The 14,698-nt window shown below is 70.5% G+C and carries 12 protein-coding genes; 6 read left to right on the top strand and 6 right to left on the bottom strand.

The genetic code is table 11. The features are described 5' to 3' along the window. Positions 1–69: 69 nt before the first annotated feature. Complete coding sequence (locus MMA15_RS18755; RefSeq protein WP_241061261.1) at positions 70–1,863, top strand: serine hydrolase domain-containing protein; 1,794 nt, start codon at positions 70–72, stop codon at positions 1,861–1,863. Positions 1,864–2,017: 154 nt separating this feature from the next. Here MMA15_RS18755 and MMA15_RS18750 read toward each other — a convergent pair whose 3' ends face one another. The 4 genes from MMA15_RS18750 to MMA15_RS18735 form a co-directional block, all read right to left on the bottom strand. Beyond that, positions 2,018–3,808 (bottom strand): ATP-binding SpoIIE family protein phosphatase, encoded by a 1,791-nt coding sequence (locus MMA15_RS18750; RefSeq protein ID WP_241061259.1) that lies wholly within the window; start codon positions 3,806–3,808, stop codon positions 2,018–2,020. A gap of 415 nt (positions 3,809–4,223) precedes the next feature. Beyond that, positions 4,224–6,674 (bottom strand): SpoIIE family protein phosphatase, encoded by a 2,451-nt coding sequence (locus MMA15_RS18745; protein WP_241061257.1) that lies wholly within the window; start codon positions 6,672–6,674, stop codon positions 4,224–4,226. A 90-nt stretch (positions 6,675–6,764) separates the two neighbouring features. Next, complete coding sequence (locus MMA15_RS18740; protein WP_372498358.1) at positions 6,765–6,980, bottom strand: SPOR domain-containing protein; 216 nt, start codon at positions 6,978–6,980, stop codon at positions 6,765–6,767. Positions 6,981–7,098: 118 nt separating this feature from the next. Continuing rightward, complete coding sequence (locus MMA15_RS18735) at positions 7,099–7,851, bottom strand: GntR family transcriptional regulator (RefSeq protein ID WP_241061253.1); 753 nt, start codon at positions 7,849–7,851, stop codon at positions 7,099–7,101. Between the two features lie 502 nt (positions 7,852–8,353). Here MMA15_RS18735 and MMA15_RS18730 point away from each other — a divergent pair. Next, positions 8,354–8,725: an MmcQ/YjbR family DNA-binding protein gene (locus MMA15_RS18730; RefSeq protein ID WP_241061251.1), complete on the top strand. Its 372-nt coding sequence runs from the start codon at positions 8,354–8,356 to the stop codon at positions 8,723–8,725. Between the two features lie 18 nt (positions 8,726–8,743). On the opposite strand, the gene ychF is transcribed toward MMA15_RS18730, so the two are convergent. Next, on the bottom strand, positions 8,744–9,832 hold the full coding sequence (gene ychF / locus MMA15_RS18725) for a redox-regulated ATPase YchF (RefSeq protein WP_241061249.1): 1,089 nt from the start codon (positions 9,830–9,832) through the stop codon (positions 8,744–8,746). A gap of 145 nt (positions 9,833–9,977) precedes the next feature. Here ychF and MMA15_RS18720 point away from each other — a divergent pair, with 145 nt between their 5' ends. Further along, positions 9,978–10,901 (top strand): DUF6542 domain-containing protein, encoded by a 924-nt coding sequence (locus MMA15_RS18720; RefSeq protein ID WP_241061247.1) that lies wholly within the window; start codon positions 9,978–9,980, stop codon positions 10,899–10,901. 40 nt (positions 10,902–10,941) lie between these two features. Here MMA15_RS18720 and MMA15_RS18715 read toward each other — a convergent pair whose 3' ends face one another. Beyond that, entirely contained in the window at positions 10,942–12,087 is a 1,146-nt protein-coding gene (locus MMA15_RS18715; RefSeq protein WP_241061245.1) for a 4-hydroxy-3-methylbut-2-enyl diphosphate reductase, read from the bottom strand. Positions 12,088–12,164: 77 nt separating this feature from the next. Here MMA15_RS18715 and xseA point away from each other — a divergent pair, with 77 nt between their 5' ends. From xseA to MMA15_RS18700, 3 genes are all read left to right on the top strand, one after another. Continuing rightward, positions 12,165–13,379 carry an exodeoxyribonuclease VII large subunit gene (gene xseA, locus MMA15_RS18710; protein ID WP_241061244.1) on the top strand — a complete coding sequence of 405 codons (1,215 nt, stop codon included), beginning with the start codon at positions 12,165–12,167 and terminating at the stop codon, positions 13,377–13,379. A 9-nt stretch (positions 13,380–13,388) separates the two neighbouring features. After that, complete coding sequence (locus MMA15_RS18705) at positions 13,389–13,742, top strand: exodeoxyribonuclease VII small subunit (RefSeq protein ID WP_241061243.1); 354 nt, start codon at positions 13,389–13,391, stop codon at positions 13,740–13,742. A 249-nt stretch (positions 13,743–13,991) separates the two neighbouring features. Continuing rightward, a complete protein-coding gene (locus MMA15_RS18700) occupies positions 13,992–14,585 on the top strand; it encodes a malonic semialdehyde reductase (protein WP_241061242.1) in 594 nt (197 codons plus the stop codon). Positions 14,586–14,698 lie beyond the last annotated feature (113 nt).

Below are 14,698 nucleotides of genomic sequence, written 5' to 3'. Positions count from 1 at the left end.
CGCCCCGCGGCACCGACTCACGCACCGCCACGTCCGTACGTCCGCACTCGACAGCCCAGGGGACCCACGATGAGACGCCGGCAATTCCTCGGCACCGTCGGCAGCGTCGCGCTCGCCTCCGGGGTCGGGCCCAGCTCCGCCCCCGCCTTCGCCGCGACACCGTACGGAGGCGCGGAGGGGCCGCCCACCGTGACGCCCCAGGATCTCCGCTTCCGTCCACGTACCCTGCGCCGGGGCAGCCCGCAGCGGGCGGGGCTGCTGCGTGCCGAGGTGGAACGCATCGTGCCGGCCGCGGAGGAGTACATGCGGCCGGGGCCGGACCGTCCCCACCCCTCGCACCCGGGCTTCGTGGTGCTGGCCGCCCGTGACGGAGTGATCGTCGAGCACGAGGCCCGAGGCCACGCGCTGCGCTACGCCTCCTGGGACGCGGCGGCCGAGAAGCCCGTGGAGCTGCCGCGCGACCAGTGGGTGCCCATGCGCGAGGACACGATCTTCGACATGGCGTCGGTCTCCAAGCTGTTCACGTCGATCGTGCTCGTCGCGCACGCCGAGAAGGGCGACCTCGACCTCGACGCGCCCGTCGCCCGCTATCTGCCGGCCTTCGACGACAGCGATCCGGCCAAGTCCCCCATCGTCGTACGGCAGTTGGTGAACCACACCTCGGGCATGAAGGCCGACATGGACCTCAAGCCCTACCCGGACAACGAGTCGCGGATGGCCGCGATCTACGCGGAGCCGCTGGAGAACCCGCCGGGCGAGCACTACACCTACTCCGATCTCAACCTCATCACCGCCGGCCGCATGCTGGAGAAGATCACCGGCAAGGGCCTCGACGAACTCGTCGCCGAACTCATCACCGAGCCGCTCGGCATGACCGACACCGGCTACAACCCCGCCGAGTCCCAACTGGAGCGGATCGCGGCGACCGAGTACATGCCGTGGACCGGACGCGGCATGGTGCGCGGCTCCGTGCACGACGAGAAGGCGTACTACCTCGGCGGCGTCGCCGGTCATGCGGGCGTCTTCTCGACTGCCGCCGACATGGCCGTCTTCGGGCAGATGGTGCTCAACGGCGGTACGTACGGCGGTCATCGGGTGCTCGGCGAGGAGTGGGTCCGCGCGATGATCACCAACGAGAACCCGGACCTGGGCCCGGACGCCGCACGCGGTCTCGGCTGGCAGCTCGACCAGCGCTTCTACATGGACGCCCTCACCTCGCCCGTCACCACCGGGCACACCGGCTACACCGGTACGTGCCTCGTGGCCGACCCGATCGCCGGCACGCTCTTCGTGCTGATGACCAATCGCGTCCATCCCACCCGCGACTGGGGCACCGAGAGCGTCTACCGGCGTGCGCCCGCACGGCACCTGGCACGTGCCGTCCCGGTGCGTCCCGCTGTCGCCCGTGCCGCCTGGTACTCGGGGCAGCGCGACTCCGACACCGCCACGCTGCGGGTGCCGCTGAAGCAGCCCGTACGGAAGGACGCTTCGCTGCGCTTCCGGGTCTGGTACGACACCCAGGACACGGACGTATGCACCGTGGAGGCCACCACGGACGCGCCGGGCGACGACGCGAAGTGGACGCCGGTCCCGCTGAAGTTCCGCTCGGGCGAGCGGCGTTGGGAGAGCGAGGGCGACTTCTCCGGCTTCTCGGCTCGCCGCTGGCTGCACGCCCGGGGCGAGTTGCGGGACGGGGTTACGGCGGTGCGCTGGCGGTACGTCACCGACGAGGAGCAGCAGGGCAGGGGCGTCTATCTGGACGACATCAGGGTGCTCGACGGCGCCCGCCCGGTCTTCATGAGCGTACGGCCGCGTGACAACGCCCGCGTACGGGCGGACGGTTGGCGGCTCTCGGAGGACTGAGCGGAGGATCGGCCGAGGACTGAGCGGCGGCCGAGGGACGCGCGGCGCGCCTGCCCCTGCCGCGAACCACCGCCGTGCGTGCGGGAGTTGCGTGCCCGCTCCACGGCTCAGCCCTCAAGTCACGGCCCTGCCGGCCCTGCCCCTCGGAAGCGGCTCAGAAGAGGCTGAGCAACGCCTCCGTGGGATCGGTGGGCTTGGAGTTCTCACCGGGTCTCGCCAGTTCGAACCACACGGTCTTGCCTCGGTGCGTTCGCCTGCTGCCCCAGCCCGCGCTGAGCAGCCCCACGAGCTGAAGCCCTCTGCCGCCCTCGTCCGTCACATGTGCGCGCCGCCTGCGCGGCTGCACCAGCCCCGAGTCCCACACCTCGCACACCAGGGTGCGGTCCAGCAGCAGCCGCAGCCGGATCTCGCCCTCCCCGTGCCGCAGTGCGTTCGTCACCAGCTCGCTCACCAGCAGTTCGGCGGTGTCCGCGAGAGCGTCCAGCTCCCAGGCGGAGAGCTGCTCCCGGGTCAGTTCACGGGCGCGGGCGACCGAGCGCGGTTCGGCGGAGAGGGTCCAGTCGCCGACGGCGCCGTCCGGCAGTCCCTGCACTCGTGCGACGAGCAGCGCGATGTCGTCCTCGCCGTGGTGGACGTTGAGTTTGGTCAGAACCTGGTCGGCGACGTTCTCAAGGGACTCGGTGGCGTCGGTGAGGGCCAAGCGCAGCGAGCCCAGGCCCTCGTCGATGGGGTGTTCGCGCGACTCGACGAGACCGTCGGTATAGAGCGCGATCATCGCGCCGTCGCACAGCTCCATCTCGATCTCTTCGAAGGGTTCGCCGCCGACGCCCAGCGGCACTCCCTTGGGGACCTCCAGCAGCAGCGCCGGTTCGTCCGGTTCGACGAGTACGGGCGGCAGATGACCGGCGTTGGCGATGGTGCAGCGGCGGGAGACCGGGTCGTAGACGGCGAAGATGCAGGTCGCCAGGTAGACCTCCGCGAGGTCGTCGCTGCCGCGCTGCGAGCCCGGCGAGTCGCCGAGCCCTCGGGCGATCTCGTCGAGCGCGCCCAGCACCTCGGCCGGCTCCATGTCGGTGGTGAGCGCCAACGTCCGTACGGCGGTACGCAGTTCGCCCATGGCCACGGCGGCGCGCAGTCCACGTCCCATCACGTCGCCTACGACGACGGCGGTGCGGTGTCCCGGCAGTTCTATGACGTCGAACCAGTCGCCGCCGACCTCGGTCGCCGGATTGCCGGGCAGATAGCGGCAGGCGATGTCGAGGCCGGCGGCTTCGGGGTCACCGGGCGGGAGCAGACTGCGCTGGAGTATCAACGCCCGTTCGTGTTCTCGCCGGTAGAGGCGCGCGTTGTCTATGCACACGGCCGCGCGGGAGGCCAGTTCGGCGGCGAGCGCGGCGTCCCGTTCGCCGAAGGGTTCGCTGCCCTTGACGCGTGAGAACTGCACCAGCCCGAGCACCCGGTCGCGGGCGACCATCGGCACCGCCAGCGTCGACTGAACCACGGCGCCGAACTGCACCGGCACCGTGCCGTCCTGCCCCGGAATGTGCTGTACGCGTCCGCTTCGAAGGGCCTGCGCGCAGGGGGTGTTGTACGGATAGCAGTGGGTCGCGCCGACCGTGACCGGAGACGACCCCGTGGTGTTCGCCTGGTTCTCACGGCTGAGCGAAGGCGGGGCCTCCGAGACCGAACTCGCGAAGCCGACACGGCGCAGCTCTCCGCTGCCGTCTCCGGGGCCGACGGGGCGCGGCTCGTCGCCGGCGAGTACGTCCATGTACAGGTCGACGGAGGCGAGATCACAGAATTGCGGGACGCCCACGTCGAGCAGTTCGCGGGCCGTCGTCTCCAGGTCCAGCGAGTTGCCGATGCGGGCCCCCGCCGCGTTGAGCAGAGCGAGAGCGCGGCGAACGTCGTCAGGTTTGCCTGCCTCCACAGGGATATCGCTCAACGCCGCCCCTTCCCGTGACCAGTGTGGCACCGGTTCTGAGCAGTGTGGCAGGCGTAAGGCACCCGGAACACGCTCTTCCCGATCGCCGCACGAAATTCGTGGCTACCGTCGCTTCTCACAACTGACGTGCGGCCTCACACCTCCGTGCAGCTCTCCCCTGACGCCGTCCGGCAGGGACATCTGTCTCCTAACCAGGCTGAGCGTGTTCGAACCATCTTCTACGTGGGCAGCGCGACGTGAGCGGAACCGGAACGCGATGCCCCGTGCCCGGACTCGGTGCGCTACGGGGAGCGAAGCGGCGTACCGACACGCGGCGCCGCGCCCTCCGGCTCCTTACGGAAAGCGGGGCCGGGCAAGGGCCGGTCGGGACGTCCGGGGAGGGGCGGTCCCCAAGTGGCAAGAGCCGTCGCGGAGTTCAGGGAATGGCGATCTCGAACCAGACGGTCTTGCCCATGGGGCCGTGCCGGGTGCCCCAGCGGCGCGCCTCCCTGGCGACGAGCCGGATGCCGCGGCCCCCTTCGTCGTCGGGCATCGCGCTGCGTTCGCGGGGTGGATCGGGCAGCGGGTCGGAGACCTCCAGCAGCAGCGAACCGCCGCGCACCATGCGAACGCCGATGGGCCCGTGCGCGTAGCGCATCGAGTTGGTGACCAGTTCGCTCACCAGCAGCACGGTGGTGTCCTCCAGCGCGTCGAGCCCCCACTCGTGGAGGGTGCGGCGCACCACCTCGCGTGCTCTTCGTACCGCATAGCTCTCGGCGGGGAACGTCCAGGAGGCGGCGCTGCCTTGGGGCAGTCCGCCGAGCTTCGCCATCAGCAGGGCGACGTCGTCGTCGGGCTGGGACGCCGTCCTGCCCTCCAGGTCGTCGATGACGCTGTCGCAGGCCGCCTCGATGGTCGCGGGAGTGTCCGGGTCGCGCCTCGCGGGACCGCCGGAGAGCATTCCGCAGAGCCGGTCGATGCCCTGGCTGATGTCCTCGCCGCGCGACTCGATGAGGCCGTCGGTGTAGAGGATCAGCACGGACCCTTCGACGACCTCCAGGTCGTAGGACTCGAAGGGCACGCCGCCGACTCCCAGCGGCGCTCCCGAGGGCAGGTCGAGGGTGTGGGCGTCCCAGCTCCCCCCGGGAGTCTCGGTCAGCAGCAGCGGCGGCGGGTGCCCGGCCTTGGCGAGGCTGCACCGGCGCGTGGACGGGTCGTAGACGGCGTAGACGCATGTGGCTACGAGAGGGTCGTCGGAACTCTGGACGAAGTCGTCCGCCAAGTCGTTGACGCGGCGCAGCAGTTCGTCGGGGGGCAGGTCCAGTCCGGCGAGTGTGCGCACCGCCGTGCGCAGCCGTCCCATCGTCACCGCCGCGTGCAGCCCGTGCCCCATGACGTCGCCCACTACGAAGGCCACGCGCCCGCCGGCGAGCGGGATCACGTCGAACCAGTCGCCGCCCACCTCGGTGCCGCTGCTGCCCGGCACATAGCGGTAGGCGACCTGCACACCGGCGGGCTCGGGAACCTTCTGCGGCAGGAGGCTCCGCTGGAGCATCAGGGCGCCGGCGCGTTCACGCGCGTACAGGCGGGCGTTGTCGAGGGAGACGCCCGCGCGGTCGGCCAGTTCCATGGCCAGTGCTATGTCGTCCCTGCCGAAGGGCTCACGGCCCTCGGCTCGGCTGACGACGAGCAGCCCGAGCACGACGCCCCGGGCGCGCAGCGGCACGGCCATCATCGAGTGGACGTCCAGATCGAGCGCGGCCTGCATCTTCGGGTCGCCGGGGTAGGTGGCGGCTAGCAGTTCACGGGGCGAGGACGCCACGTGCGGGACGCCGCTGGCGAGTGTCCGGCCGAAGAAGGAGTCGGCGAGGAAGGGCACGTCCTGGCCGACGCGGAGCATCCGGTTCACCGTCGGCCCCTCGTCGCGTGCGGCGACACCGAGCTGGAACAGCGGGGTACCGGTGAGCATCTCGATGTCGGGCAGATCGCCGCCGTGCGCTGCGGCACCGATCAGCATCACGCCCGCGTAGTCCGCGAGGCGCGGCACGAGGGCGGAGGCGAGAGCCTGGGAGATGGCGGTGACGTCGAAGCGGTCGGCGAGTCCGACTCCGACGTCGTCGAGGAGCGCCAGTCGCTCGCGTGCGGCCTCGATCTTCTCCAGGGCCTCCCGCCGCTCCGTGATGTCCATGATCACGGTGCTCACCCCGAGCACTTCGCCCTTCTCGCCGGTGAGCCTGCTGTACGAGACGGAGCGCGAGCCGGGCCCCTCCGGCGCGGGCATCACCACGTCCACGACCGGCTCACCGGTCTCCAGCACTGTCGACTGGACGGTGGAGACCTCCTCGGCCATCCACTCCGGCAGCACCTCGTGGACGGACTTGCCGATGTGTGCCTCCGCGCTGACCTGGGTGAGCCTGGCGAGCGCCTCGTTGACGCGTACGAAGCGCTTGTCGTTGTCGAAGAGGGCGATGCCCAGCGGGGAGGACTCGAAGAGCGCGTCGAGTGCGGCCAGATCGTGCTCGACGGCGCGGATCCTGCTGGTCTCGACGATGTTGGCGAGGATGACGGGCCGGTTCTGGCGGTCGGTGAGGAGCGAGACGCGCCCCTCGACTGCGACGCGGTGACCGGCGCTGTGCAGGATGCTCATCTTGCCCCGCCAGCGGCCCTGGGTGCGCAGGGCCTCGGCGCGCTGGTGCTCGCCCTCGCCGTACCCGTCCTCCAGGAAGTCCTGGATGCGGCAGCCCACGACCTGGTCGGCCCGCCAGCCGAGGATCTCCTCGGTCATCGGGTTCCAGAGCAGGATCTTTCCCCTGCCGTCGAGCATGACCGTGCCGACCCGGAGGGTGTCGAGGATCGAGGCCACTCCCTCGGAGGGTCCTGTGCTCACACCGCCCACGTCCCTGATCGGGTAGCTGACCCGCCCGGTCCTTCCGGGCAGGCGGGAACGAAAGGTCCCTGCTTCCGATTCTGGGCCCGGTCAGGCGTATTCGCCGCTCGCGCATCCCAGGGGCTCGACCAGATAGCTGCCGTCGCCCTCGCTGCCGCCCTTCGCGCGGCCTCCGCCCCCGCCGAGCCGGTCGGCTACCCGCTGTGCTTCCGTACGGGTGGCGTAGCTGCCCACGCGATAGCGGTTGCCGTGGCCGTCCTCACGTATGACGTGCCAGGGCAGAACAGTGTCGCCGTCACCGCTCATGCTTCGCATATGCCGGAGCTTACGCCGGGCCTTCACTCACCGCATTCGGCCCGGTACGTCGAGGCATCGATTTCGGCCAGACGTTCGTACGGCCTCACGCGGCCCCGGAACCTCCGGTTCACTTCACGGGCATGTGATACGAGACGCGGAAACGGTCCGCCGGAACGACCACGTCGGCCGTCTCCACGGGGCGTCCGCCCGCGAAGAACGTCCTGGTGACGACGAGCACGTGATGCCCCGGCACACCCCCGAGGTCGATCATCTCCTCGGCCAGGCCGGGGCGCGCACCGACCTCCTCCGCGACGTTGTCCACGACGACGTCGATGGCCGCCATCCGCTCCACGACGCCCTTGCCGCCCAGCGGTCCGTCCTCGGGGAGCACCGCCGGCGTACGGCCCGTGAGGGACAGCGGCTCCCAGGATGTGGAGAGCATCACGGCCTCGCCGTCGACCCGGAAGACGTACCTGGTGCGCATCACGCGCTCACCGGGCTCGATGCGCAGCCGTTCGGCGATGAGCGGACTCGCGTCCTCCTGCTCGCTGCGCGACTCCCAGGTGCCCTTCACGTCCTCGTCGGCCTGCTCCTGACGGAACGGCGTGGAATCGTCCAGGGTCCGGAAGCCGCTGCGGACGATGCTGCGGGGCACCGGATGCTCGCGGACGTACGTGCCCGAGCCGGAGCGGCCCTCGACGAGCCCCTCGGCCATCAGGACCTTGCGGGCCTCCAGGGCGACGGTGTCGGAGACGCCGTATTCGGCGCGGATGCGCGCCTGGGAGGGCAGCCGGGTGTGGGGCGGTAGATCGCCGCCGATGATCTTCTGACGGAGATCGCCGGCGACGCGGAGGTAGGCGGGCTGTTCACCGAATGGCACGAGTGCCCTCCCCGTTCTCGAAAGGCCGGTCCCGAATGGGTCGCGACAGGTGGTGAAGCTGAAGTTGACAATGGGCAACAGCTTCGCAACTGACGGTTGTGGCTCGCAACCGACGCCCAGAGTTTCACCCGATGTGATGAGTAGCTGCTCAGAGCCTCCACAGCGAGCCTGATTCATTCACACCCCGGGCCCTTCGCCAGGTCTCGCGGCCCTACGGCTCGGCGCCCTCGTGCGCTGCCTGCGGCCGTACCGCCAAGCGCTGCGCGCAATTCCCGACAGCCGCCCGCGCGGGGGGATTTCATGCCGCAGGACCAGAACCGGGAATTGTCATCGCGCATTGGGCGCGCGGGTCATGTGCTTTCCCACCGGACGCTTTTCCGCCGGACGCTTTTCCGTAGGCCTCTCGGAGCGTCCTCCACGGCTGGGGCTGAAGCGCGCCTCTCCCCCGCCGGGTTCTACTACTGGCGTCGAAGCATGCGAACGACCGTAGCGAGGAGCAGAGATGACCAACATGGACCGCCTGGAGGCGATCGTGGCCGCGCTGCCGGAAGCGGAACGCGTCGACATCGAGCAGTGGGGCGACCATCCGACCTTCCGCGTCCGCGGGAAGAACTTCGTGTTCGCGGACGGCGACGCGCGGAGCCTCACCCTGAAGCTGTCGAAGGAGGAGGCCGCGGCCGTGGTCGCCACCGAGCCCGACGCGGAACCGGCGGGCTACGGCCTCGGCAGACACGGTTGGATCGCGCTCACCGTCTCCGACAGCGCGGGCGGCGAACGCTGGCAGCAGATCACGGAGTGGGTCCGCACCTCGTACACCCTCGTGGCACCGAAGAGCCTGGCCCGTACGGTCCTGGAGGAGGACGAGCGCGGCTGACCGCACGGAGACCGCTCGTCAGACGTTGAAGCGGAACTCCACCACGTCGCCGTCCCGCATCACGTAGTCCTTGCCCTCCATGCGGGCCTTGCCCTTCGCACGCGCCTCCGCGACCGAGCCCGCCTCGACCAGTTCGTCGAAGGAGACGATCTCGGCCTTGATGAAGCCCCGCTGGAAGTCGGTGTGGATGACTCCGGCGGCCTCGGGAGCCGTGGCGCCCTTCTTGATCGTCCAGGCGCGCGACTCCTTCGGCCCGGCCGTGAGGTAGGTCTGAAGTCCGAGGGTGCGGAAGCCGACATGGGCGAGGGTCGCCAGGCCCGGCTCGTCCTGGCCGACGGTCTGGAGCAGCTCCAGGGCCTCCTCCTCGTCGAGTTCGGCGAGATCCGCTTCCAGCTTGGCGTTGAGGAAGACGGCCTCGGCGGGCGCGACGAGCGCGCGCTGGCTCTCCTTGAAGGACTCGTCGGTGAGCTCGTCCTCGTCGACGTTGAAGACGTAGATGAACGGCTTCGTCGTCAGCAGATGCAGGTCGTGGAGGGGCCTGGCGGCCTCGCTGCCCTGGGCGAGGCCCGCGGAGAAGAGGGTGCGGCCCTGTTCGAGGATGTCCTTGGCCTCCTGCACCGCCTTGGCCTCGGCCTGCTTCTCCTTCTTGACCCGCGCTTCCTTCTCCAGCCGGGGCAGCACCTTCTCGATGGTCTGGAGGTCGGCGAGGATCAGCTCGGTGTTTATCGTCTCGATGTCGTCCTTCGGCGAGATCCTGCCGTCGACGTGTACGACGTTCTCGTCCTGGAAGGCGCGGATGACCTGGCAGATCGCGTCCGACTCACGGATGTTCGCCAGGAACTTGTTGCCCAGGCCCTCGCCCTCGCTCGCGCCCCGCACGATGCCCGCGATGTCGACGAAGTCGACGGTGGCGGGAAGCACCTTCTCCGAGCCGAACAGCTCGGCCAGGGTGGCCAGGCGAGGGTCCGGTACGCCGACGACGCCGACGTTCGGCTCGATCGTGGCGAACGGATAGTTGGCCGCCAGCACCTCGTTCTTGGTCAGGGCGTTGAACAAGGTCGACTTGCCGACGTTGGGCAGGCCGACGATTCCGATCGTGAGCGACACGTGGCGACTTCCCGTAGCGAGGTCCGAGGGTGCAGAACATGGGCGGCTGAACGAGCCCGCCCGGTCGGCCAGTCTACGGCTCGAACTGACGGCCAACGCGTGTCCGTCCCCGGTGAACAGCGGTGACGCGGCCTACGTTGGAGCAGTGGAACAGCAGCACAGCGCTCACACGGGTGGGAAAGACCCCGGTCAGGGGCAGGGGCCGGGGCAGGAGCAGGGCCGGACGCGGAAGCGGTCGCAGGGCCCGTCGCAGAATCCGTCACAGGGGCCGTCGCAGAGCCGGGGTCAGTCGCAGAGCCAGGGTCCGTCCGGGAACGAGGAGAACCGCCGCCGGCGCCCTTCGCGCGGGGCGAGATCCCGTAACGGCACGGCCTCCGCGTCGTCCGCGGGCCCCGCTGATTCGTCCGCCGGTTCGGCGTCCGGCTCGGCCTCGGGTTCGCCCGCTGGTCCGTCCTCCGGTTCGCCCGCCGCTTTCTCCGCCGACGAGCACACGTCCGTCGCCTCCGTCGGCGGTGCGGTACGTGAGTCCCGCCGCCGTGGCGGGGGCGCCGTACGGCAGGAGGCCGCGGCGCTCTACCAGGCGCAGCTTCGCTTCCCGCTGATTCCCGCCCCGCTCACCGAAGCGCTGTCGTGGCTGCCGCGCGCCCGTCTGACGGCGCTCGGCAGCGGACTGCTGGGCGTACTGCTGATGGTGCTGACCGGTGCCGCCGACGACTGGCTGCTCGGCGGATCGTCCACGGTGTACGGGGGTGCCTTCGTCGTCGTCAGCGTGGCCTGCGCGTCATGGGTGCGGCCCACCGATCTGGTCGCCGCGCCCGTCGCCGTGCCGCTCGCCTTCACCGCGGGCCTCTTCCTGATCAGCGGCGGCGCCGGACACCAGAGCTACATGGACCGGATGACGAACCTCTTCCCCGCGCTCGCCGTCAACGCCTTCTGGCTCTACGCCGGAACGCTCGTCGCGGTGCTCATCGTCACGGCGCGCAAGGTGGCGCTGATGGTGCAGCAGTCGCGGGTACGGGCGCTGATGGAGGCGGAGGACGCCGAGGAGGAGGCCGCGCAGGCGGACTGATCCCGCTGACCCGCCGGGCCTGCCGTCTCCGCTCGTCCCGTCAGCCCGTCTTGCGGGCCGCCGCCTCCGCACGCAGATCGCGCCGCAGCTCCTTCGGCAGGGAGAACTGCATGCGCTCCTCCACCGGCTGGACGATCTCCACGTCCTCCCAGCCGCGCTCCGCGAGCCACTCCAGTACGCCGTCGACCAGGACGTCGGGGACCGAGGCGCCGGAGGAGAGGCCGACCGTGTTCACGCCCTCGAGCCAGGTCTCGTCGATCTCCTCGGCGCCGTCGACGAGGTGGCCGTCGCGGGCGCCGTGTGCGATGGCGGTCTCGACCAGGCGCACGGAGTTGGAGGAGTTCTTGGAGCCGACGACGAGGACGAGGTCGGCGTCCTTGGCGACCTGCTTGATGGCCGTCTGGCGGTTCTGCGTGGCGTAGCAGATGTCGTCGCTGGGCGGGGAGAGCAGGTTCGGGTAGCGGCCCTTGAGGGCGTCGACGGTCTCCATCGTCTCGTCCACGGAGAGCGTGGTCTGCGAGAGCCATACGACCTTGTCCGGGTCGCGGACCTCTACGTTCGCCACGTCGTCCGGGCCGTCGACGAGCGTGACGTGCTCGGGGGCCTCGCCGCTGGTGCCGATGACCTCCTCGTGGCCCTCGTGGCCGATGAGGAGGATGTCGTAGTCCTCCTTGGCGTAGCGGACGGCCTCCTTGTGGACCTTCGTCACCAGCGGGCACGTGGCGTCGATCGTCGCCAGCTTGCCCTTCTCCGCCTCCTTGTGGACCTCGGGGGCCACGCCGTGCGCGGAGAAGATGACGATCTCGCCCTCGGGGACCTCGGAGGTCTCCTCGACGAAGATCGCGCCCTTCTTCTCCAGGGTCTTCACCACGTACTTGTTGTGCACGATCTCGTGGCGAACGTAGACGGGGGCGCCGTACTGCTCCAGGGCCTGCTCGACGGCGATGACCGCGCGGTCCACGCCCGCGCAGTAGCCGCGGGGCGCGGCGAGCAGCACGCGGCGGCGGTCGCCGTTCGCGTCGGCCTCGGTCCCGGAGGGCTTCTCGGCGTGGTCGGCGGCGGCTCGGCCGGGCGGCGGCCGAGCGGTCGGGGGCGTCGGCGTCGGACCTTGGGGTCTCCCCAGGGCCGGGCCCGAGGGGATGGGAGGGCGTTGCAGACATGCGTCCATCGTAAGGGCGTTGAGCACGGGCGCTGCCCGGCGGAGGGGCCGGCCGCGGCGTACGGCGGACCGGCGCTGTCGGCGGCGGCCGTTAGTGTCCTCGTATGGCTCTCATCACCACTCCCGAGGCCCCCGTCCCCGTCGGTGAGGTGTCCCGGCTGATCGGCGGCTGGATCGACCGGCTGGGAGCCGTGTGGGTCGAGGGGCAGATCATCCAGCTCTCGCCCAGGCCGGGTGCGGGGATGGCGTTCCTGACGCTGCGCGATCCCTCGCGCGACGTCTCCATCAGCGTCACCTGTTTCCGTGACGTCTTCGATCGGGTGAAGGACGTCGTATCGGAGGGCGCGCGGGTCGTCGTGCACGCCAAGCCCGTCTGGTACGGGCGGGCGGGCACGCTGTCGCTGAGGGCGTCCGAGATCCGGCCGGTCGGCATCGGCGAACTGCTGGCGCGGCTGGAGCAGTTGAAGAAGTCGCTGGCGGCGGAGGGCCTGTTCGCCGCCGAGCGCAAGCGGCGGCTGCCGTTCCTGCCGGGCCGCGTCGGGCTCGTCACGGGCCGCGCCTCCGACGCCGAGCGGGACGTGCTGCACACTGCGCGCGAGCGCTGGCCCGCGGTCCGCTTCGAGGTCCGGCACACGGCGGTCCAGGGCGTACGGGCCGTTCCCCAACTGATCGACGCGGTGCGGGAGCTGGACGAGCGCCCCGACGTCGACGTGATCATCGTCACCCGTGGCGGCGGCAGCATGGAGGACCTGCTGCCGTTCTCCGACGAGCAGTTGGTGCGCACGGTCGCGGCGTGCGGTACGCCCGTGGTCTCGGCCATCGGGCACGAGGCGGACGCGCCGCTGCTCGACCTCGTCGCCGATCTGCGCTCTCGCACGCCGACGCACGCGGCGAAGGACGTGGTGCCCGACGTGGGCGAGGAGCACGAGCGCGTAAGGGAGTTGAGAGCACGGGCGTACCGGGTGATCAACGGCTTCCTCGACCGGGAGGAGCGCGGCCTCGCCGATGTCATGAGCCGTCCCGTGATGGCCGATCCGTATGCGATGACGGCCGAACGGGCGGAGGAGACCGGGCACTTGCTGGCGCGCGCACGGCGCACTCTGGGGCACCGGCTGGAGCGCGCAGAGGACGAGCTGGCGCACACGCACGCCCGGGTCGTCGCGCTCTCCCCGGCTGCGACGCTAAAGCGGGGGTACGCGGTGCTTCAGCGGGAGGACGGCAGCGTGATCAGGTCGCCGGAGGAGACCGGCGAGGGGGAGAAGCTGAGGGCCAGGGTCGCGGAGGGCGAGTTCGGCGTGACGGTCGGACCGGACGCTTAGGGTTGCGCCATGACCTCGGACGACACGAAGACGGAATCGGGCGTGGAGACGGACAGGCAGCAGGCGCACTCCGCACTCAGCTACGAGCAGGCCCGGGGCGAACTGGTCCGTGTGGTCCAGCAGTTGGAGGCGGGCGGCGCCACGCTGGAGGAGTCGCTCGCGCTGTGGGAGCGCGGCGAGGAGCTGGCCCGTGTCTGCCGCGAGTGGCTGGAGGGGGCCAGGGCGCGTCTTGACGCCGTGCTGGAGGCGGAGGCCGAGGCGGGCGAGGACGCGGACCCGGAGGGCACCGGCCCCGACGGCACATGGACCGACGAGGAGGACGGACGGGACGGGGACGGCGAGGAGGACGGCGCCGGAGCGTGACCCGGCGCTGCGCAGGGTCCCGGTCGCGTGACTCGCGGTCCCACGGGCGCTCCCGCACGTAGGGCGACGCTGCGTGAGGAAGCCGGTGCGGGTGATGGCGGAGAGGCCCGCTGAGCTGCGTGGGACGAGCGTGAACGGTGAGATGGAAGATTACGCGCAGTCCGATTGTTGACGGGGCGGCAAGAGGTCCACCGCTTACGGTGGGCCGCTCGTATGCAACGACATCGCGTAAAGGCAAGGCTTCCCCACATGACTCTCGCCCTCGACCGAACCGCCCAGGAACTGCTCTTCCTGGAGGCCCACACGGCGCACACCTTCTCCGACGAGCCGGTGAGCGACGAGCAGATAAGGGCGGTGTACGAACTGGTCAAGTACGCCCCCACCGCGTTCAACCAGAGCCCGCTGAGGATCACGCTCGTGCGCTCCGCCGAAGCACGCAGCCGCCTGGTGAAGCACATGTCGGAGGGGAACAGGCCCAAGACGTCCGCGGCCCCGCTGACCGCGATCCTCTCCGTGGACCTGGAGTTCCATGAGCGGCTGCCCGAACTCCAGCCGCTGGCCCCGGCGTTGAAGGACAAGTTCTTCTCGGAGGCAGAGGCGCGCGAGACGTCCGGCACGTTCAACGCGACGCTCCAGGCGGGCTACTTCATCGTCGGCGTACGGGCGGCCGGGCTGGCCGCGGGCCCGATGAGCGGCTTCGACAAGCACGGTGTCGACAAGGAGTTCTTCGGCGACGGCACCCAGAAGTCGCTGCTGGTGGTCAACATCGGCAGGCCGGGCGAGGACGCCTACCGGCCGCGGCAGCCGCGGCTCTCGTACGACGACGCGGTCACGACCGTCTGACGGCGGCTCCGGGCAGGGACGGGCGGCGTCCGCAGCGGTCCGTGACGTGCGCGACAGCGATCGCCTGTCGCAGAGCGGGACCTCTCGGGGGACAGGGACGCTCGCGGGGACGG

This window comes from Streptomyces marispadix (assembly GCF_022524345.1).
Classification (GTDB): Bacteria; Actinomycetota; Actinomycetes; order Streptomycetales; family Streptomycetaceae; genus Streptomyces; species Streptomyces marispadix.
This window is presented reverse-complemented; position numbering and strand designations above follow the sequence as displayed.

Bases quoted from the DNA above. Each gene is read 5' to 3' on its own strand.
- MMA15_RS18755 (WP_241061261.1), top strand. From the start codon at position 70: ATGAGACGCCGGCAATTCCTCGGCACCGTCGGCAGCGTCGCGCTCGCC.
- MMA15_RS18700 (WP_241061242.1), top strand. From the start codon at position 13,992: ATGACTCTCGCCCTCGACCGAACCGCCCAGGAACTGCTCTTCCTGGAG.
- MMA15_RS18740 (WP_372498358.1), bottom strand. From the start codon at position 6,980: ATGAGCGGTGACGGCGACACTGTTCTGCCCTGGCACGTCATACGTGAG.
- MMA15_RS18705 (WP_241061243.1), top strand. From the start codon at position 13,389: ATGACCTCGGACGACACGAAGACGGAATCGGGCGTGGAGACGGACAGG.
- xseA (WP_241061244.1), top strand. From the start codon at position 12,165: ATGGCTCTCATCACCACTCCCGAGGCCCCCGTCCCCGTCGGTGAGGTG.
- MMA15_RS18730 (WP_241061251.1), top strand. From the start codon at position 8,354: ATGACCAACATGGACCGCCTGGAGGCGATCGTGGCCGCGCTGCCGGAA.